The 20,039-nt window shown below is 62.6% G+C and carries 16 protein-coding genes and 1 pseudogene; 7 read left to right on the forward strand and 10 right to left on the reverse strand.

The window, feature by feature from the left end; all coding sequences use genetic code 11:
* Positions 1–3 precede the first annotated feature (3 nt).
* On the forward strand, positions 4–1,365 hold the full coding sequence (locus AC57B1_RS05405; protein ID WP_496416880.1) for an MmgE/PrpD family protein: 1,362 nt from the start codon (positions 4–6) through the stop codon (positions 1,363–1,365).
* 8 nt (positions 1,366–1,373) lie between these two features.
* Here the strand turns inward: AC57B1_RS05405 and gcvA are convergent, their stop codons facing one another.
* Entirely contained in the window at positions 1,374–2,285 is a 912-nt protein-coding gene (gene gcvA / locus AC57B1_RS05410) for a transcriptional regulator GcvA (protein ID WP_496416881.1), read from the reverse strand.
* Positions 2,286–2,411: 126 nt separating this feature from the next.
* On the opposite strand from gcvA, the gene AC57B1_RS05415 reads away from it, so the two are divergent.
* From AC57B1_RS05415 to pcaF, 6 genes and pseudogenes are all read left to right on the forward strand, one after another.
* A complete protein-coding gene (locus AC57B1_RS05415) occupies positions 2,412–3,560 on the forward strand; it encodes an acyl-CoA dehydrogenase family protein (protein ID WP_496416882.1) in 1,149 nt (382 codons plus the stop codon).
* A gap of 19 nt (positions 3,561–3,579) precedes the next feature.
* The gene (locus AC57B1_RS05420; RefSeq protein WP_496416883.1) at positions 3,580–5,697 is read left to right on the forward strand and encodes an acetate--CoA ligase family protein; all 2,118 of its coding nucleotides are present in this window, start codon (positions 3,580–3,582) and stop codon (positions 5,695–5,697) included.
* The gene (locus AC57B1_RS05425) at positions 5,694–7,748 is read left to right on the forward strand and encodes a 3-hydroxyacyl-CoA dehydrogenase NAD-binding domain-containing protein (RefSeq protein ID WP_496416884.1); all 2,055 of its coding nucleotides are present in this window, start codon (positions 5,694–5,696) and stop codon (positions 7,746–7,748) included. Before AC57B1_RS05420 ends, AC57B1_RS05425 begins: the two co-directional genes overlap by 4 nt.
* Positions 7,749–7,777: 29 nt before the next feature.
* Positions 7,778–8,527: an electron transfer flavoprotein subunit beta/FixA family protein gene (locus AC57B1_RS05430; protein ID WP_496416885.1), complete on the forward strand. Its 750-nt coding sequence runs from the start codon at positions 7,778–7,780 to the stop codon at positions 8,525–8,527.
* Positions 8,528–8,542: 15 nt separating this feature from the next.
* Positions 8,543–9,475 carry an electron transfer flavoprotein subunit alpha/FixB family protein gene (locus AC57B1_RS05435; RefSeq protein ID WP_496416886.1) on the forward strand — a complete coding sequence of 311 codons (933 nt, stop codon included), beginning with the start codon at positions 8,543–8,545 and terminating at the stop codon, positions 9,473–9,475.
* 17 nt (positions 9,476–9,492) lie between these two features.
* Positions 9,493–10,692: pseudogene (pcaF, locus tag AC57B1_RS05440) on the forward strand (3-oxoadipyl-CoA thiolase).
* Between the two features lie 263 nt (positions 10,693–10,955).
* On the opposite strand, the gene AC57B1_RS05445 reads toward pcaF, so the two are convergent.
* The 9 genes from AC57B1_RS05445 to AC57B1_RS05485 all read right to left on the reverse strand — a co-directional run bounded on the left by AC57B1_RS05445 (position 10,956) and on the right by AC57B1_RS05485 (position 20,008).
* Entirely contained in the window at positions 10,956–11,393 is a 438-nt protein-coding gene (locus tag AC57B1_RS05445; protein ID WP_496416887.1) for a LysR substrate-binding domain-containing protein, read from the reverse strand.
* A gap of 30 nt (positions 11,394–11,423) precedes the next feature.
* The gene (locus tag AC57B1_RS05450) at positions 11,424–11,786 is read right to left on the reverse strand and encodes a helix-turn-helix domain-containing protein (protein WP_496416888.1); all 363 of its coding nucleotides are present in this window, start codon (positions 11,784–11,786) and stop codon (positions 11,424–11,426) included.
* Positions 11,746–12,603 carry an HpcH/HpaI aldolase family protein gene (locus tag AC57B1_RS05455; RefSeq protein ID WP_496416889.1) on the reverse strand — a complete coding sequence of 286 codons (858 nt, stop codon included), beginning with the start codon at positions 12,601–12,603 and terminating at the stop codon, positions 11,746–11,748. Before AC57B1_RS05455 ends, AC57B1_RS05450 begins: the two co-directional genes overlap by 41 nt.
* 100 nt (positions 12,604–12,703) lie before the next feature.
* Positions 12,704–13,555: an amidohydrolase family protein gene (locus tag AC57B1_RS05460; protein WP_496417037.1), complete on the reverse strand. Its 852-nt coding sequence runs from the start codon at positions 13,553–13,555 to the stop codon at positions 12,704–12,706.
* A gap of 38 nt (positions 13,556–13,593) precedes the next feature.
* A complete protein-coding gene (locus tag AC57B1_RS05465) occupies positions 13,594–14,619 on the reverse strand; it encodes an amidohydrolase family protein (protein WP_496416890.1) in 1,026 nt (341 codons plus the stop codon).
* A 15-nt stretch (positions 14,620–14,634) separates the two neighbouring features.
* Positions 14,635–15,612, reverse strand: coding sequence for a PhnD/SsuA/transferrin family substrate-binding protein (locus AC57B1_RS05470; protein WP_496416891.1), 978 nt, complete (start codon positions 15,610–15,612; stop codon positions 14,635–14,637).
* Positions 15,613–16,065: 453 nt separating this feature from the next.
* Entirely contained in the window at positions 16,066–17,469 is a 1,404-nt protein-coding gene (locus AC57B1_RS05475) for an IS4 family transposase (RefSeq protein ID WP_496416892.1), read from the reverse strand.
* Positions 17,470–17,563: 94 nt separating this feature from the next.
* Positions 17,564–18,352, reverse strand: coding sequence for an IclR family transcriptional regulator (locus tag AC57B1_RS05480; protein WP_496416893.1), 789 nt, complete (start codon positions 18,350–18,352; stop codon positions 17,564–17,566).
* Between the two features lie 228 nt (positions 18,353–18,580).
* Entirely contained in the window at positions 18,581–20,008 is a 1,428-nt protein-coding gene (locus AC57B1_RS05485; RefSeq protein ID WP_496416894.1) for an NAD-dependent succinate-semialdehyde dehydrogenase, read from the reverse strand.
* Between the last annotated feature and the right edge of the window lie 31 nt (positions 20,009–20,039).

Consider the following 20,039-nt stretch of genomic DNA (forward strand, 5'->3'; position numbering starts at 1 on the left):
TTCATGCTGCTCGACCGATTTGCTGACTACGTCGCCCGTCAGGGCAAGATTGCGCTGCCGCAGGACGCGCAGCACGCCGCGAAGCGCGCGCTGATCGACTGGTTCGCCGCGTTGCTGCCCGGCACGGTCGCAGCGCCGGCGCTCCAGTTGCGGCGGGCCCATGCTGCCGAACTGGGGCACGGGCGTTCGAGCCTGCCGGCGATGCAGACGACCGCATTCGCGCCGACGGCCGCGTGGATCAACGGCAGCGCGTCTCATGCCGTGGAGTTCGACGATATTTTTCGAGATGCGGTTTATCACCCCGGCTGCCCGACGGTGGCTGCCGCCCTCGCGCTCGCGGAGGATCGCGGGGCCAGCGGCGCAGCGCTGTTGAAGGCGATCACGGCGGGCTACGAGGTGTCGACGCGAATTGGCGCGGCAGTGCAGCCCGCGCATTATCGGTACTTTCATACGACCGGCACGGTCGGCTGCTTCGGCGCAGCGTGCGCGGGCGCGGTGCTCGCCGACCCCGGCGCTGCAGAGACCGCGCTGCATGCAATGGCGACGGCCGCAACTTTTGCGTCCGGTTTGCAGCAGGCGTTCCGCTCCGACGCGATGACGAAGGCGCTGCACGCCGGGCACGCCGCGTGGGTCGGCGTGACGTCTGCCCTGGGCGCGGCGGCCGGCGTGACGGGCGTCGCCGACATTCTCGAAGGCGACGCGGGATTCGGCGCTGCGCTGTGCGCGTCGCCCGACTGGCTCGGCGTGACCGACGGGCTGGAGGAACAGTTCAACATCACGCGCATCACGCAAAAGTGTCATGGTTGTTGCGGCCACACATTCGCCGCGATCGACGCGTTGCTTGACACGCAGAAGGAGCACGGTTTCGCGGCCAGCGAGATTCGCCGGATAACGGTTCACACCTATGCGGCGGCGCTCGACGTGGCAGGTATTGCCGATCCGCAGTCAGCATTCGAAGCACGCTTCAGTCTGCCTTACGTGCTGAGTCATGCCGCCGTCTACGGTTCGGTGCGTCTGAGCGCGTTCGAGCCGGAACGTCTTCGCGATGACCATGTTCGCGCGTTGCTCAGCAAGGTCGAGCTGGTTGCCGATCGAGAATTGACCGCCGCGTTTCCGAAGATGCGCGCTGCGCGCGTCGAGGTGACGCTCGCGGACGGTCGCAAGGTCGGCGCGTTCGCACCTTATCGGCGCGGCGATCCGGAGGCGCCGCTCAGCGACGCCGAGCTGAACGACAAGTTTATCGAGCTGGCGTCACCGATCATCGGCGATGCGGCGGCGAACGTGTTGCTCGACAGGCTATGGCACGTCGACGAGCTGGCGTCCGTCGAGGCGTTGCAACTCGCGACCCTGCGTCCGCTCGTCTAGCGGGCGCGTCACAGGATGTCCGGGATCGCCGTGATCTCGTCGAGCAGCCACACGCGGAACGCGTCGATCCGGCTCGACCGCCGGCGATTCTCCGGGACGAGCAGGTAATACGCGAGTTCGCGATGCACGGGCATCCCGAACGGCCGGACCAGCGTGCCGGCCGCGAGGTCGCTCGCGAGCAGGCGCACTTGCCCCATCGCGATACCGAGCCCTTCGATCGCCGCCTGGTACGCGAGCAGCGAATTCTGGAAACCGCCGCGCTGCCGCTTGACTAGGCTTTCGAGGTCGCTCCTGCCCACCTCCCTCAGCCAGTCGAACCAGTCGCGTCGGCGGTAGCGCGACTGCAGCAGCCGGTGATGCGCGAGATCGTCGATCGAGCGCAGCGGCGCGCCCTTGCGCAGCAGCGCGGGGCTGCACACTGGTTCGATCACGTCGTCGAACAGATGATGTTTGTCGATGCCTTCCCAGTGCCCATCGCCGAACTGGATCGCGGCATCGACCTCGACTTCGTTGAAGTTGATTGGCGAGACTGTGGTGCTGATTTCCACTGGAATTGCCGGATGCAGGACTTCGAAGCGGTGCAGCCGCCGCAGCAGCCACTTCGCCGCAAACGTGCTGTACACGCTCAATCGCAGCGGTTCGTCCTCGGCGCGCCCGACGATGTTTTCGGTGGCGGCGGCAATCGACGCGAATGCCGGACCGATGGCCTTGTAATACGTCGCGCCGACCGCTGTGAGCCGCACGCCGCGCGGCTCGCGATCGAACAGCACGACGCCCAGATATTGCTCGATCGTCGAGAGCTGGCGGCTGACCGCCGAGTGCGTGACGCACAGTTCGGCGGCGGCCTTCGTCAGGCTGCCGAGTCGTGCGACGGTTTCGAACACGTGAAGCGGATTGAGCGGCGGGATGGTGCGTGTCATGACGTCGATGTTCCAAAAACTCACGGCAACGTACCGTATGCGAAGTAGTGCGTCAATGCGGACCTTGAAATAATGAGCCGAATCAATCTGGTTGCGAAACTATTTGTCTGTACGGAGAGAGGGGACATGGATTTCCAGTTAAACGAGGAACAGCGGGCGTTTGCCGATGCTGTGGGCCGGTTCGCGAAAGACACACTCGCCGAAGGCGCATTGCGCCGCGCGCATGAGCCCGGTTTCGCGTTCGACGTGGCGAGGCAGATGGCCGAGCAGGGCCTGCTCGGCATCACGATGAATGAGGAGGACGGTGGCCAGGGTGGCACCCTGATGGACGCGGTGATCGCAATCCAGGAAGTCGCGTTGGTCTGCCCGAAGAGCGCCGACGTATTGCAGGCCGGCAATTTTGGGCCAATCCGCACGTTCGTCGAATACGCGACCCCGGAGCAGAAGAGCCGCTTCCTGAAGGACCTGCTGGGTGGACGCAAGGTGATCGCGCTCGGCATGACGGAGCCGGGCGCCGGCTCCGCGGTGACGGAACTGCGCACGTCTGCCCGCAAGGAAGGCGACGAATACGTGATCAACGGCACCAAGATCTTCTCGACGCATAGTCCGGAAGCCGAACTGTTCTTGATCTATTGCCGGTTCGGGCCAGGTGTCGAGAACATCGGTTCGGTGCTGATCGAAAAGGACATGCCCGGCTTCACCGTCGGCAATCCGTCGAGCTTCATGAGCGGTGAGCCGTGGTCGCAGCTTTACATCGAGGAGTGCCGGATTCCGGCCGAAAACGTGCTGCTCGGACCGGGCGGCTTCAAGAAGCAGATTTCGGGCTTCAACGTCGAGCGGGTCGGCAACGCGTCGCGTGCGGTTGCGCTCGGCCGCTACGCGTTCAACATCGCGCGCGAACACGCGCTGGTGCGCGAGCAGTTCGGCCGGCCGCTTTGCGAATTCCAGGGGATTCAATGGAAGTTCGCGGACATGGCGCTGAAACTCGACGCGTCCCAACTGTTGCTTTATCGCGCGGCGAACGTAGCGCCGGGCACGCTGCCGAGTGCCTACGAAACGGCGATCGCCAAGGCCCATTGCAACATGACGGGCTTCGAGGTCGCGAACGAAGCGATGCAGGTCATGGGGGGTATGGGTTACAGTCAGGAGGCACTGATCGAGTATTGCGTGAGGCGCACCCGGGGCTGGATGATCGCGGGCGGTTCGATCGAAATACTGAAGAACCGGATCGCCGAGAACGTGTTCGGGCGCCGCTTCGATCAGCGCAAGTCCTAAAGCAAGGAACGACATGGAGATGCAAATTCACAGGCGGACTGGCCCTGCGCTCGCACAGGCCCTGCTCGCGCCGCGCAGCGTCGCGCTGATCGGCGCGTCGGACGATCCGTCCAAGACCGCCGGCCGGCCGCTGCAATTCATTCGCCAGGCCGGTTACGCCGGCACCGTGTATCCGGTCAATCCGAATCGCGACACCGTGCAGGGCGAAACCGCATGGCGCCGGCTGTCTGACCTGCCGTCGGTGCCGGAGCACGCATTCATCCTGACGCCGACCGACGCGGCGATCGACGCGCTTGAAGAATGTGCGGCGTTCGGCGTGCCGGTCGCGACGATCCTCGCCGCGGGTTTTTCCGAATCGGGCACCGAGGGCGAAGCGCGCGAGCGTCGGGTGCGTGAGATCGTCGAGCGCACCGGCATCCGCGTGCTCGGCCCGAGCGGCCTCGGCATGGTGAACGTACGTAGCAAGCTGCGGCTGACCGCGAATGCCGCGTTCGCGGAAGCGGACCTGCCGGTCGGCGGCGTTTTCGTCGCGTCGCACAGCGGTAGCATGATCGGCGGGCTGCTGTCGCGTGGCAAGGAGAAAGGCATCGGCTTCGCGGGGCTGGTGTCGGTCGGCAACGAGGTGGACCTGAGTGTAGGCGAAATCTGCGCCGCGACACTCGATGATCCGGAAATCACCGGCTACATGCTGTTTCTCGAAACGCTGCGCCACGCAGACAAGCTGCGCACATTCGCCGTCGCGGCGGCGGAACGCGGCAGGCCGGTCGTCGCGTACAAGCTCGGGCGCTCGAACGCGGCGGCGGAACTGGCCGTGTCGCATACCGGCGCACTCGCGGGCGAGGACGACGTCGCCGACACGTTCCTGAAGGACTGCGGAATCGCGCGGACGGAAACGCTGGAAGCCTTCCTCGAAGGGCTGCCGCTCGTGCGCCGCGTGCCGCTGCCGCGTCGCGGCGGCGTGCCGAAAAAGCCGCGCGTCGCAGTCGTGACGACGACGGGCGGCGGCGCCGCTATGGTCGTCGATCAGCTCGGCGTACGTGGCATCGACGTCCAGCATCCGGCCGACGATACCTATGCGCGTCTCGCGGAAGCGGGCGTGAGCGTATCGAAGGGGCGGATCGTCGATTTGACGCTCGCCGGCACGCGTTACGACGTGATGAGCGCCGCGCTGCGCGTGCTGCGCACCGCGCCCGAATTCGATCTCGTGGTCGCGGTGGCGGGTTCGTCCGCGCGTTTCAGGCCGGAACTGGTGGTGCGCCCGATCATCGATAGCGGCGCGGAGGCGCCGGGGATGCATCCGTTGTCGGCGTTCGTCGTGCCGGAAGCGCCTAAAACGCTGCTGTTGCTGACCGAAGCGGGCGTGCCGTGCTTCCGCACGCCCGAATCGTGCGCGGATGCGATCGCGGCGGCTTATTCGCGGCGTGCACCGAAGCCGGTGCCGGCGGCGGCCAGCCGCGTGGCTTGGGGTGCGTTGCGCGTGCTCGACGAACTCGAAGCGTATCGGCTGCTCGCGCGCGTCGGTGTGCCTCATGCGCCTGCCACGTCGCTCGATGCCAGGCCGGATGCGCGACTGCCGGCAGACTTGCCGTATCCGCTGGCCGTCAAGGTGCTGTCGGCTGCGGTGCCGCACAAGACGGATGCGGGCGGCGTCGAGCTCGGAATCGGAAATGTGGACGCGCTGCGCGATGCGATCGACCGCATTCACGCCAACGTGCAGCGGTACGATCCGTCGGTCGAGGTCGAGCGCGTGCTCGTGCAGCCGATGACGAAGGGCATCGGCGAAGCGCTGGTCGGTTATCGGTTCGATCCGCAGGTCGGTCCGGTCGTGATGTTGGCGGCGGGCGGCGTGCTGACCGAGATCTATCGCGACCGCGCGCTGCGCATCGCGCCGGTCGATCGCGCGACGGCGCTCGACATGGTCGCGGAAGTAAAGGGGCTGAAGGCGCTCGCGGGCTATCGCGGCAAGGCGCGCGGCGACCTCGATGCGCTCGCGGATTTGGTCGTCGCGATGTCGAATCTCGCGACGCTGACCGATGTCCGGGTGCTCGAAGCGGAAGCGAACCCAGTGATGGTGCTCGAGGCGGGCCGCGGCGTGCTCGCCGTCGATGCGCTCGTGACGTTGGCGGGCAACGTATGACGGCAGCGACATCCGTGGCCGTTCACGTGGAAACGGACGGCGACATTGCCGTGCTGGTCGTCGACAATCCGCCGGTCAATGCCGGGTCGCTTGCGGTGCGCCAAGGGCTGCTCGACGCGCTGGGCGAGGTAGAGCGCGACGCGGCGCTGGCTGGTGCGGTGATCGTGGGCGCGGGCAAGACGTTCATCGCCGGCTCGGACATTCGCGAATTCGACCAGCCGATTCAGGCGCCGTCGCTGCCCGACGTGATCGCGACGATCGAAGCGATGACAAAACCGGTCGTCGCGGCGATCCACGGCGCAGCGCTCGGCGGCGGCTTCGAGCTGACGCTCGGCTGCGATGCGCGGGTGGCGCTCGACGGCGCGCTGGTCGGCTTGCCCGAGGTCAGCCTCGGGATGATTCCCGGAGCGGGCGGCACGCAGCGTGTCACGTTCCTCGCCGGCAAGGCGGCCGCGATCGAGATCGTCGCGTCGGCACGGCGGATTCGCACGACAGAGGCGCTGACGCTCGGCCTGGTTGACGAAGTGGTGAGCGACGATCTGCGCGGCGCGGCGGTTGCGCGAGCGCGGTCGCTGCGTGGCCGCAAGCAGCGCGTGCGCGACCGCCCGTTGCGCATATCGCCGGCCGATCAGATCGCCGACGCGCGTGACGCGGCGCTGCGGCGCCGCAAGGGTCGTGCACTGTTTTCGCGGGCGATCGAGGCGGTCGAGATGGCCGGCGTCGTGCCGTTTGACGAGGCGCTTGCGAAGGAACGCGAAACATTTCAGCGGCTGCGTACGGGACCGGAAGCGGCCGCGCTGCGTCATCTGTTCTTTGCCGAGCGCGCTTGCGCGCGGGTGCCCGAATCGCAGCGCGCGCCGGTCAGGACTATTGGCGTGGTCGGTGCGGGCACGATGGGCAGCGGCATCGCCGGTTGTTTCGCGGATGCCGGCTTCGACGTGACGCTGGTCGATCGCGACCGCGCGACAGCCGAAGGCGGTATCGCGAAGCTGGCTCAGTACTACCGTGGGCAGGTGGCGCGCAGACGGCTGTCGGAACAAGAGGCCGCCGCGCGGATGGCGCGGGTTCGTCCGGCCGGCGCGTTCGACGCGCTGGCCGACGCGGATCTCGTGATCGAAGCCGTGTTCGAAGACCTCGACGTGAAGCGCGACGTGCTGCGCCGGCTCGATGCGGTCGTGCGCGCGGACGCGATTGTCGCGTCGAACACGTCATATCTCGACCTCGACGCATTGGCGGCAGGCACAGCCGTTCCCGCGCGCGTCGTCGGCCTGCATTTCTTCAGTCCCGCGCAGACGATGAAGCTGCTCGAAGTGGTCCGCACGCAATACGTCGATGACGAGGTGCTGGCCACCGCAGTCGGTCTTGCGAAGCGGCTCGGCAAGTTGCCGGTCGTCGCACGCGTGGCCGAAGGGTTCATCGGTAACCGGATTTACGCGGCCTATCGCCGGCAGTGTGAATTCATGCTGGAGGACGGCGCGTATCCGGACCAGATCGACGCGGCTCTTGAGACCTTCGGGTTCGCGATGGGGCCATTCGCGGTCGCTGACATGTCGGGCCTCGATATCGCGTGGAACATGCGCAAGCGGCTCGGGCGTAATAAGGGCGGCGCGCGCTACGTGGAGATTCCGGACGTGCTGTGCGAGGCCAGTCATTTCGGCCGCAAGAGCGGGGCGGGCTATTACCGCTACGACTCATCGGACACGCGCGGCGCACGGCGGGAAATCGATCCATGGGTGCGCGAGGTGATCGACCGCACGAGGACGCGCAAAGGCAAGTTGAGGCAACAACTTTCCGACGAAGAGATCGTCGAACGCGCGCTGGCGGCGATCATCGGCGAGGCGGCAAAGGTGCTGGACGAAGGCACCGCGCAACGGGCCGACGACATCGACGTGGCGATGGTCAACGGCTACGGCTTTCCGCGACACATGGGCGGCCCGCTGTGGTGGGCGCGGCAGGCCGGCGACGCGGAAGTGGGTCGTCTGATGGAACGGCTGGTGGCGGTTTCGGGCGTGGGCTTTTCGGTCGGCGACTGGCGGCGCGCGATTGCGTGAACATGGGCAGGCAATAACGGAGCGGAAAAGTGAAGGTATTGGTACCAGTGAAACGCGTGGTCGATTACAACGTGAAGGTCCGGGTGAGGTCGGACGGCACGGGTGTGGACATCACGAACGTGAAGATGTCAATGAATCCATTCGATGAGATAGCCGTTGAGGAGGCCGTCCGTCTGAAAGAAGCGGGCGTGGCGACGGAAGTGATCGCGGTGTCGGCGGGCGTTGCGCAGTCGCAGGAAACGCTGCGCACGGCGCTGGCGATCGGCGCGGACCGCGCGATCCTGATCGAATCGACGGAAGACCTGCAGCCGCTCGCGGTTGCGAAGCTGCTGAAGGCGCTGGTCGACAAGGAACAACCGCAGCTTGTGATCCTCGGCAAGCAGGCGATCGACGACGACGCGAATCAGACCGGCCAGATGCTCGCGGCGCTCGCGAATCTGCCGCAGGCGACGTTCGCGTCGAAGGTGACGGTTGCCGACGGGAAGGCCACGGTCGCGCGCGAAGTGGACGGCGGTGCGGAAACGCTGTCGCTGACGCTGCCGGCGGTGATCACCACCGACCTGCGCCTGAACGAGCCGCGCTACGTGACGCTGCCGGCCATCATGAAGGCGAAAAAGAAGCCGCTTGAGAACCTCAAGCCGGAAAACCTCGGCGTGGATGTCGCGCCGCGTTTGAAGACGCTAAAGGTGGCCGAGCCGCCAAAGCGCGGCGCTGGCGTGAAGGTGCCGGACGTGAAGACGCTGGTCGAAAAGCTGAAGACCGAAGCCAAGGTGCTGTGAGGGAGCGATTGGAAAATGACAATTCTGGTGATTGCGGAACACGATAACGCGTCGGTGAAGGCGGCCACGCTCAATACGGTCGCAGCGGCACAAAAGGTCGGCGGCGACGTGCACGTGCTGATCGCGGGCCACAACGCGCGGTTCGCGGCCGATCAGGCTGCAAAGATTGCGGGCGTCGCGAAGGTACTGTTGGCCGATGCGCCGCAACTCGAAGCGGGCCTCGCGGAGAACATCGAAGCGACGGTTCTGGACATCGCGAAGAACTACACGCACGTCCTTGCGCCGGCGACGGCCTGGGGCAAGAACGTCGCGCCGCGCATTGCCGCGAAGCTCGACGTCGCGCAGATCAGCGACATTACCGCGGTGGACAGCGCCGACACGTTCGAGCGCCCCATCTACGCCGGCAATGCGATCGCGACGGTCCGGTCGGACGATCCGGTCAAGGTCATTACGGTTCGCACGACGAGCTTCGATGCAGCTGGGGCGGAAGGTGGAACTGCATTGATCGAGAACATCGAGGTCGCGCTTGGCACGAACACCGCACGATTTGTAAGTCGCGAGGTGACGAAGCTGGAGCGGCCGGAGTTGACGTCGGCGAAGGTCGTCGTGTCAGGCGGTCGAGGTCTCGGTAGCGCGGACAGCTACAGACAGGTTCTCGAGCCCCTCGCGGACAAGCTGAGTGCCGCAATGGGCGCATCCCGCGCTGCGGTCGACGCAGGCTATGTACCGAATGACTATCAGGTCGGCCAGACGGGTAAGATCGTCGCTCCGCAGTTGTACATCGCAGTCGGCATCTCGGGCGCCATCCAGCATCTCGCGGGCATGAAGGATTCGAAGGTGATTGTCGCGATCAACAAGGACGAGGAGGCGCCGATTTTTAGCATCGCAGACTATGGCCTCGTCGGCGATCTTTTTTCGGTTGTGCCGGAACTCGTGGCAACGATCTGACAACGGGGGAAGGAAGTATGAGCGAAGCTTTTCTGTACGATGCTATTCGCACCCCCATTGGCCGCTATGCGGGTTCGCTGTCGTCAGTGCGCGCCGACGACCTCGGCGCCGTGCCACTGAAGGCGCTGATGGAGCGCAACCATAACGTCGACTGGAGTGCGATCGACGACGTGATCTACGGCTGCGCGAACCAGGCCGGCGAAGACAACCGCAACGTCGCGCGCATGTCGCTGCTGCTCGCGGGTCTGCCGAAGGACGTGCCGGGCTTGACGGTGAACCGTCTGTGCGGCTCGGGCATGGACGCGGTCGGTATCGCGGCGCGCGCGATCAAGTCGGGCGAGGCCGCGTTGATGATCGCCGGCGGCGTCGAAAGCATGAGCCGTGCGCCGTTCGTGACGTGCAAGGCGACCAGCGCGTTCTCGCGTCAGGCTGAGATCTACGACACGACGATCGGCTGGCGTTTGTCAATCCGCTGATGAAGAAGCTGTACGGTGTCGACTCGATGCCGGAGACCGGCGAGAACGTCGCGACCGACTACAACATTAGCCGCGCCGATCAGGATGCGTTCGCGCTGCGCAGCCAGCAGAAGGCCGCGCGCGCAACGCGACGGCACGCTGGCGCAGGAAATCGTCGGCGTGACGATCGCTCAGAAGAAGGGCGATCCGATCACCGTGTCGCAGGACGAGCATCCGCGCGAAACCAGCCTTGAAGCACTCGCAAAGCTGAAGGGCGTCGTGCGCCCGGACGGCACGGTCACGGCCGGAAATGCATCGGGCGTGAACGACGGCGCGGCCGCGCTGCTGCTCGCGAACGAAGCAACCGCGAAGCGCTTCGGCCTCACGCCGCACGCCCGCGTGCTCGGCATCGCCACTGCCGGCGTCGAGCCGCGCGTAATGGGCATCGGGCCGGCGCCCGCCACGCAGAAGCTGCTCGCGCGTCTGGGCATGACGATCGACCAGTTCGACGTGATCGAGCTGAACGAAGCGTTCGCGTCGCAAGGCATTGCGGTGCTGCGCGCGCTCGGCGTCGTCGACGACGATTCTCGCGTGAGCCCGAACGGCGGCGCGATCGTGCTCGGCCACCCGCTCGGCATGAGCGGCGCGCGCCTCGTGACGACCGCGACGTATCAGCTGCAATGCACACAGGGCCGCTTCGCGCTGTGCACGATGTGTATCGGCGTCGGCCAGGGTATCGCGCTCGCCATTGAACGACTATGAGCAGCGAGGAGACCGCACGGGCGGCCTCGTCATGAGAGTCCATGAGATCTGATCTCTTCTTGTAGCCGGTCCAAGAAGAGCCAGGCTTCGGTCTGGCTATTGTCGCGAGGTAGAAGAGCGAAGTATCCGAGCGGCCTTTTGAGGGGAGGATCAAACGGCGTGATCAACTGGCCGCTGGCGAATTCATGCGCGAGAAGATGAGTTTGCCACATCGCGACGCCGAGTCCGGCGACCGTTGCCTTATACGCCAGTATTCAGTTCGGTCAGGTCGGCCCTTGCCTGCAGTTCAGGTTCTCCTCGCGATTCGCGGCTAACCAGTCCGCAGTACGAAATCGAGAATGAATTAGCTTGTGATGCGGGAGATCCGATGGCGTCAGCAACGGGCGGCCCAGTTCCATGATAGCGAAACTGCACACCGGTTCGATCTGGTCCTCGAACAATTTGATGGAGACGACGTCCGTGCGGCCTCCATCGCGAAACTGGAGGGCGATGTTTACATCGTCCTTGTCAAAGTTGACAGCCTCGACGGAACCGGTGAGCCGGAATTCGATGCGTGGATGCGCCTGCTCAAATCTGAGCAGATTTGGGAGTAGCCATTTCGCGGCGAACGTCGTATGAGCGTTGATCTTGACGGGAATAAATGAGCCCGAACTCTGCGGCCGCTGGATGGCGGCCCCGATCCGGGCGAACGCGGGATTCAACTCGTCGTGATAGAAGCCGCCCCTACTCTGTTAGCAAAACGCCTCTCGGTTCCCGCGTGAACAGCCGGACGTCGAGATATCTCTCAAGCGTTGTAGTTTGACGGTTGACTGGGAGACATGAAGTTCTTCAGCTGCCCTCGTGAGATTTTCGAGGCGGGCGACAGCCTGGGAGACACGCGATGGAATGAGCGGGGGAGTAATTTGGACATACAGAACGTGCGGGCGGGAAAGTAACGATACACCGTGTATCGTTACTTGGTCACATGGGGAAACTGAGGGATACGACGGAGGTATCCCGTCGGTGAATTGCCGCTGAAAATAAAGGCGGGTATAGATACGCGACCCGTGCCGCTCAATATCCCATCTGCTCGCGAGCCGCGCCGATTGCACCATAGCTGCGCGACGGCGCGGACATCAGCAGCCGGTATCCATCGTCGATCAGCCGCTGGCAGTTTTTCGTGGTGACGTGCGGATGGCCGACCACGACGTTGTGCTTGTGGCACGTCTGAACGATTTCGCGCATAGCATCGAGTACTTCGGGATGGTCGTACTGGCGCGGAACACCGAGTTCCTGGCTCAGGTCCCCCTCTCCGATCAGGATGAAGCCGATGCCAGGTACGTTCGACAGAATGTCATCGAGGTTCACGATCGCATTGGTGCTCTCGCACATCAGACCCACGAGAACTTCTCCTTGCGGGGCGAGCGGCCAAACGTCGGCCTTGCGGTAGTAGTCGGCCGTGCTCAAGCCCCAGTACCGCGCCGCCGTAGCGGGTCCGTCGCCGCGCACGCCCTTCGGCTCGTACAGCGGGGCAGTCTTCGGACGCGCATAGCGGCACGATGCCACCGCGTTGTATGCCTGCTCAACGCTCGCCACATGAGGCCAGACGACGCCATAGCAGCCGCGGTCGAGCACCTGCTTGGCGAAGGCTTGGTTCATTTCGGCCCCGTTCGACGGAATGCGCGCGATCGGCGTGACCCCAGGGGAGATCGATCTCGACTCCACGATCGCCTTGCGATTGAGCATGTACTGCAGCGCATCGCCGAGCGCCGATACGTCGTAAGGATTGTGTTCCATCTCGAAGACGATGCCGTCGTAGGGCGCATCGCTCATCTCGATGGCGGTCTGCTTGTCCAGCCGTGAGAAGGCCATGAAGGCCGGCTTGCCGGATTCGAAGGCGCGAATGATGCCGTTCAGGCGGTTGTCGCTCATCAATTAACCTCTTCATTGTTGGGCGAGGAGCCTATTCCCGAAGATCGCGCGGCTGGCCGTCACCGTCTGCGCGCGATCCGGACTTCTGTGCGATACCGTCTCAGGCAAGTGCTGGGTAGAGTTGCTGTGCCGTTTTGCCATAAATCCATGCACGATCTTCTTCGCTGACATATTGAAGGCCGTCACGTGCCATGTCGACGATTTGCGTTAGCGTTCCTAGCGACGACGGATAGTTCGAACCCCATGCCAGTCGCTTCGCGCCGAATGCTTCGACCACGCGCGGAAAGAACGTTTCGGGACTGGCCTTTCCCTGCTTCGTTTCGCGGAAAATGCGCGGCGTGAGCTTCAGATAGATGTTCTCCAGCGGGGCAAGGTCGAACAGACTTTGAGCCTTGATGTACGGGGCGCCGTCGGAAACGTCGGGGCGCCCTAGGTGGTCAAGAATGATCCGCACCTTGGGAAAGCGCTTCGCCAGCGCTGTCACTTGCGGCAGCCCGATCGGACCGGTCTGGATGCACATCGGAAGGTTCAGCTCCGCGCACATTTCCCAGGACGGAAAGGAACGGGGGTCGTCGAGTTCGCTCGGGTCGAAATTCTTTGTGCTTCCGCCAGTATAAAGGCGCAGCCCGGCGACGCCGCGCTCAAACCATGAGCGAATTCGCACGGGCGCGTCGGGCTGCAATACGTCGACGGAACCGACCGCGACCAGGCGGTCCGGATATTTCGCGCAGCCGTCGACCACATAGCTGTTGTCGAAACCGTAAGTGGTCGAGGAGTGGACCACGGCAGCCTTCTGTACACCGGCGTCATCCATTGCCGCAATCAGCGCCTCGACGGTGGTCGGACGCTCCTTGGACCACTCGGACCGCTTTCCGAAAAGCGGTGCCGGCGGATAGCGCTTTTCATCGTCCGAGATAATGTGCGGATGAATATCTACGATAGTGGGATTCATGGCCTCTTTGTCCTCCAAGTATAAAAAAGTGTCAGTGTTCAATTGCCGCGGGCTTTCAGACGCGCATCCAACCGTGGATAAACGCGCCGCGCGTTGCCCTCGAAGATCTTGAACCGGTCTTCGTCGGTGAGCGTCGTGCACGCATCGATGTAGCGCTTCGTGTCGTCGAAGTAGTGTTCTGTAGACGGGTCTTTGCCACGGACGGCCCCGATCATTTCTGAACCGAACAGCACGTTGTCGGCGGGAATAACCTTGGTGAGCAGCTCGATGCCGGGCTGGTGGTACACGCACGAGTCGAAGAAAATGTTGTTCAGCAGGCCTTCGAGCGCGCGCTCGCGCATCTCGAGCGACATGCCGCGATAGCGGCCCCAGTGGTACGGCACAGCTCCGCCGCCATGCGGAATTACAAGTCGCAACGTTGGAAAATCCTTGAACAGGTCGCCTTGCAGTAACTGCATGAAGACGGAGGTGTCGGCATTCAGATAGTGCGCGCCCGTGCCGTGAAAACAAGGATTGCATGAGGCCGCGACGTGAATCATCGCGGGTATATCTAGATCGACGAGCGCTTCATAGAGTGGATACCATTCACGATCCGTCATCGGCTTGCCGGTCCAGTAGCCGCCCGATGGGTCGGGGTTCAGGTTGCAGCCGACGAAACCCATCTGCTCGGCGCAGCGGCGCAGTTCGGCAACGCTGTTCGCGGGCGCCACGCCCGGCGACTGCGGCAACTGGCAGACGGGCGCGAAATTGTCGGGGTAGAGTTCCGTCACGCGGTAGACGAGGTCATTCGACACCTCGGCCCACTCGACGCTCGTGCGTTCGTTTCCCAGGTGATGGCTCATGAGGCCGGCGATCGGCGAGAACAGCGTGAGATCGCTACCTCGTTCACGCTGAAGTTTCAGTTGGCCGTTACCTATCGCTTCGCGAATTTCGTCATCGCTGACATGAGAGCCTTCGCGCGGGGGTGCGTTAGCCGGATCGCTTGCGAACTCAACCTGCTTCGCGCGCCAGTTGCGAAACGAAGCAGGGACGGTCGTGAAATGGCCGTGACAGTCGATGATCATGGTGTCTTCCGTCGATCAGCGGCTCAAGGGGTCGACGAACAGTTCGTTCATGTTCATCCGCCTTGGCGTGAGCTCCTGCCTGAAAGCAGTAACTTCGAGAGCCTCGATCGTCTTGCGGTTTTCCTCGATGCCGTAGGGCAGCGGGTCATAACCAACGATCTTGCGTAGATCGAGATATTGTTTACTTTTTTTGTCGTTCAGCTCGCCTTCGTCCAGCGTGGCCAGCCATTCCCTCTTGGCCCGGTCGAAAGCGTCGTAGATTGACCTGGCGATCCACGGATATTCGGCGAGCACCGAATCCTTTACCACGATGGTGCCGTGTATCGGATAGACACCGGTGCGAGCGTAATAGTCCGCCTCCAGTTCGGCGGCATTCGGAAACAGATCGGGATAATCGGCCTCGATTTCCTTCCAGCCACCGGTCGGTGCGCCAGTACGGCCAATGCCCGCATTGCGGGCAAAGCCGGCGGACAGTTCGCCTTTAGTCATTAGTTTTGCGAGGGAAGTCCCTTCCGGTGTATGAATCACATTGGGTGGCAACCTGAGTTGCGTCACGTGTTCTTCGTCGTCGACCACCCACGTCACTTTCGACGTATCGACGCTAAATTCGTCGATTAGAACCTGGCGTGTCCATACGCCGGTCGTCACCGAATAGGCGCGCACGCCGACCTTCTTGCCTTCGAGATCTTTAGGCGTTTTGATTCCGGCATCTGGGCGAACCAGTAGCCCGGAATGGTGGAAGTGCCGTTCGACGAAAATGGGCAGCGCGACGAACGGCGCGCCATAGGCGCGAGCGATGATGTACGTTGTCGGAGCGAGTTCGCAGACGTCGAACTCGACGTCACGCACCATCCGGCGGAATGCGCCGATCTGCGGTTTTACGGTAATGAACTCGGCGTCCACGCCTTCAATCGGGATAGAGCCGTTGCGAATAGCCGAAGTGTGAGGGCGTTCGGAAACGGCGATCTTGAGCGGAACCTTCTTGGTCAACATATTCTCCTTTCGATTATCTTCGGGTGACGACCTTTTCGATGCGTTCGTACCACAGCATTGCGGACGCCACGTCCTGGAGGCGGTACCGCTATCAGAATCCCGGTACACGTTCGGTGCCTGAAGCGCCGCGTCCAATCTCCCGCTGCATCGATGATCCGCCGGTTCATACGTCCCGCGGACTTTATTCCGCTGAACGAGAAAACTCGGTATCGAATTCAAGCCGGAAACAACTCATGCGGCACAGCGCCCTAATGGCGAACTGCGCACGGGGCGGACATGACCGATCGCCAGTAGCGGTGATCGGAGACGAAGGGAGGGGGGAACGGAGGGGACTAGCGTTGCAAATCGTACGTCAAGCTTTGATCTTTAGCATGTGGGCGCGAGCCGCACGGCTCCCCCACATACCGGGTCCCCATTAGTGATCTCAGGATTACCCACATCTCGTGATGTGAATTACCCGTCCTGGCTAAAGATACGGTACATCTCCGTGATTTCGTGAAGCACCAGGAACCCGCGCCACATGACGGTAGGCCCCGGCGGGTGATCATGCTTGCGATTCAGGTAGCCGCCGAGTTTGGCGATCCACAGCACGACTTCGCCTAGCGAGGGTGTTGCAGCCGGCGGTTTTGCGGTCCGGTTCGCACGGCAGTAAAGCGCTCGCCATTCGTCGGGCTGAAGCAGCACTTCGCACGACAGATCCGGATCGGCCCGACCCAGCAGCGTGGCGTACATGATTCGCCAGCTGATCACTGCAAATAGCGCGGTCGCGCGCACGAACCGTTCAAGATTGCCGAACTGGCGAGCCTCGATGCGGCACCCGCTTTTAAGCACACGATGCCACGACTCAATCGTCCAGCGGCGCGCATACCATTCGAGTCGTTCGAGTGCGTCGTCCAGCGTGAGCGTGGGCACCGAACTGAGCAACATCCACTCGAGTGGCTCAATGCCCTCTGACGTACCGGTTTCCAGTGCGTGGATTGCAAACACATTGACCGGAACGAGTCGGGCGCGCCCAGTGCCTTTGGTCGAAGGTTTGGGTGGTGCGATCAGGCTTACCTGTGTGCAACGCAGCGTCAGACACGCGGTGCGCCGGGTCATGTTGCGGTGTGCCGGCAACTCCAGTTCGATCTCGCCTAATGGTGGGCTCGCCGTCACCGTGTCCCAGAGGTAGCGCTCCTGGTGCGCAGTGCGGCGGTCCCATGCCGCACGGATGAGCCAGTCCACACCAGCAGGCCGCGCGGCCACGAATACTTCATAGACGTCACTCTCGCGGTCGCCTACGCCGACCATGCGCGTATCGGGGCATCGTGCCTTCAGGGCCGCCAGGTGGTTCAGACCCTCCACCCATTTAACGCTTTCCTTGTCATTGAAGTCGCGCTTTGAGCGTTGACGCCTGCGGCCCAGATCTGCGTCATGGCGCACCCACGTCTTCATGCCCAGCACGCCGAGCGGCAGGCCTTCCGGTGTCACGGCCAGCAGGCTGTGCAACATGAAACCGCGCGACTGGTTGCCCGTGCCGTAGCCCAGGCCTTCGGTAGCACCCAGATGCGTCAGGTTGAATTCAGTCGTGTCCTGTACGGCGAGCACGACCGGTACCTGGGTCATGCGCCTGAGCGTCTGGTCTATGTGAGGTGCAAGCACACCATCGGTATCGACCTGGTCGTTATCGAAGAAGCGATAGGCTGCCTTGAGTTCAGCGGCGTCCAATGAACGCGGAAACGAGCAGTCTGGCGTGCTGGCAAGCCGGCGTGCCAGCGCAACGAGTCGACTCGTCAGACGGGCATCGCCCAGATTTGCCGCACCGAATTCGATGTCGGCCCAGTCGTCCTGGTCTTCCTGATTGTCGGTCGAAGGCAATTGCGTGTAGTTCCTGAGGCGATGCCTCAAAAGTTAACACTGCCTCAAGCTGTTTACAAGCGCTGTCCCTGCATAGATGTGGGTAAACCTGAGATTAGTGATAGGGAGCGTTTCTTTTTGAAATCGCCAGCTCGTTTTGGATCGCCGCAACGGCGTCATGCATCCGCGACAGGATATGAGCCGTCTGCGCTGGGCTCCAGCACTCCGTCATTGCCGACAAGCTAATTGCCGCGAGCGGGCGACCTTGCGAATCCTGGATTGCCATGCCCGCTGCTTTCACTCCGCGGCATTGCGGTACGTTCGCCACGACATAGCCATCCTGCTTGGCTGCGCGAATACGGGTCGATATTTCGTCCTGTGTATATTCGGGATATCGGTCCATAATGCGAGGCCAGTTCTCTGTACGTATCCGGTCGATTTCAAAGTCCGAAAGACAACCTAGCAGCGCGATATTGCTGACTCCGACGCTTAGCGGCCGACGGCGGCCGGGCTCCGCCACATACGCGATCGGTTCGCCGCCTTCTTCACGATCGACACAAACCCCATCGAAGCCGGACCGAACACTCAAGAATACGGAATGTTTGGTCGATAGCGCGAACTCGCGCAAGTGAGGCAGACACAAATCGCGCATTCGCTGGGACGGCACGGCTACGCCCATTTCGTAGATCGCCGTCCCCATGTAGTAGCGTTTCGTTTCGCGGTCCTGGAAGACCATTCCTTCTTTAACGAGGCTTTGTAGCAGCCTATGCGCGGTTGAGCGCTCAAGGCCGCTCGAACGCAGGACTTCCACCAGTTTCATACCGTTGCGATTGTTCGCCGCCAGCAGCCGCAGCAGGGTCGCAATCCGATTGACTACCAATAGACCGGCGTTATCCGAACTCATGTTGATAGAGGTGGGTAATCGAGATAGGCCGGCGGCATTCGTGCGCAGTCGAACAAGTGACGTAAACTCTCTTGCTCTTGAAGATGTCGCCGGGGTTGCTTGATTCGTTTGCCAAGGCAGACGCTGGGCCGAATGTCGATTGTAATTCGACCCGCTATGGGTGATGGTATCAAGCTTGGCGAAGCGGATCGCCCCCGGACTTTCCCTATGCGACCGCTTCGGTAAAGCTCATTTTTGAGTGACGAATTTTGTGACCAGATAGCCGTCGAACGTCTCCGTTCCTCCTTCACTCCCTATCCCACTATCCTTAATTCCGCCGAACGGCGTTTCGGCTCGTCCGCTGCCGAAATGATTGATGTTAATCATGCCGGCCTCAAGTTCCTTCGATACCTTGTTGGCGGTTTTGAGCGATCCCGTAAAGACGTACGATGAGAGGCCAAACCGAAGGCTGTTTGCTCTTTTTAGAACCTCGTCGATGTCGCTGAACCGGACGACCGGCGCAACGGGTCCGAACGGTTCCTCCGACATCAGCATCGCGTCGTCCGGAACATCGGTCACCACCGTCGGCGAAAAAAAATTGCCCGGACCCGGGATCGCCATACCGCCGAAAGCGATTCGGCCGCCACGGGCTATTGCGTCGTTCACGAAGCTGCTCATTGCGGGAATTCTTCGTGGATGGGCGAGCGGGCCCATTTGCGTGCCTGGTTCCAGCCCGTCTCCAACCCGGATCGATCCGAGCACGTCGACAAATTTGGCGAGGAACGGCTCGTATGATTTTTCCTGCACGAAAAACCGTGTTGGAGAGACGCAGACCTGACCGGCATTGCGTATCTTGAACTTGGCCAACTGCGTCGCCGCCTCTTCGATATCCGCGTCGTCGAATACGAGAACCGGCGAATGCCCGCCGAGCTCAAGCGTGCACCGCTTCATATGTCCGCCGGCCAGCGCCGCGAGGTGTTTTCCAACCTGCACGGAGCCGGTGAATGAAATTTTTTGCACGATGGGCGAACGGATCAGGTAGTCCGAAATCATGGCCGGTTCGCCCCAAACGATATTTAGAACACCGGGGGGCAGGCCTGCCTCATCGAATAGTTCAGCAATCGCCATGACGGCGCTCGGTGCATCTTCGGGACCTTTCATGATGATCGTGCATCCCGCCCCAATCGCAGCTGCGATTTTTCGAATCGCCTGGTTGTAGGGGAAGTTCCACGGGGTGAACGCGGCGCAGACGCCGACCGGTTCGCGCGATACATATTGATGGATGTCGTGTTCGCGACCCGGCACGACGCGCCCGTAGATTCGGCGACATTCTTCGGCGTGCCAGTCCGCATGCTCCGAACAGGACACTACCTCGGCAACCGCCTCGGAGAGAGGTTTGCCCATATCCAGCGTGATATGTCGGGCGATTTCCTGGGCTCTCGCTCGAGAGAGCTCCCCGACCTTTCGAAGGATAGCCGAGCGTTCGATCGGCGAAGACTTGCGCCATTCCCGAAAGGCCCGCTGCGCTGAAGTCAACGCAAGATCGAGATCTTCGATGGTTGCGCGGGGCAAATGCCCAAGCGTGTTGCCATTTGAGGGGTTGACGACCTCGATCTGATCGCGACCTTCGGCGGGAATGAATTTCCCGTCGATATACAGCGCGAGTTTCCTGTACATCATCGTGCTCCGTTTACATAATGTGGCGGTT

Source organism: Paraburkholderia sp. BGA-UO-ETr-F21 (assembly GCF_059567925.1).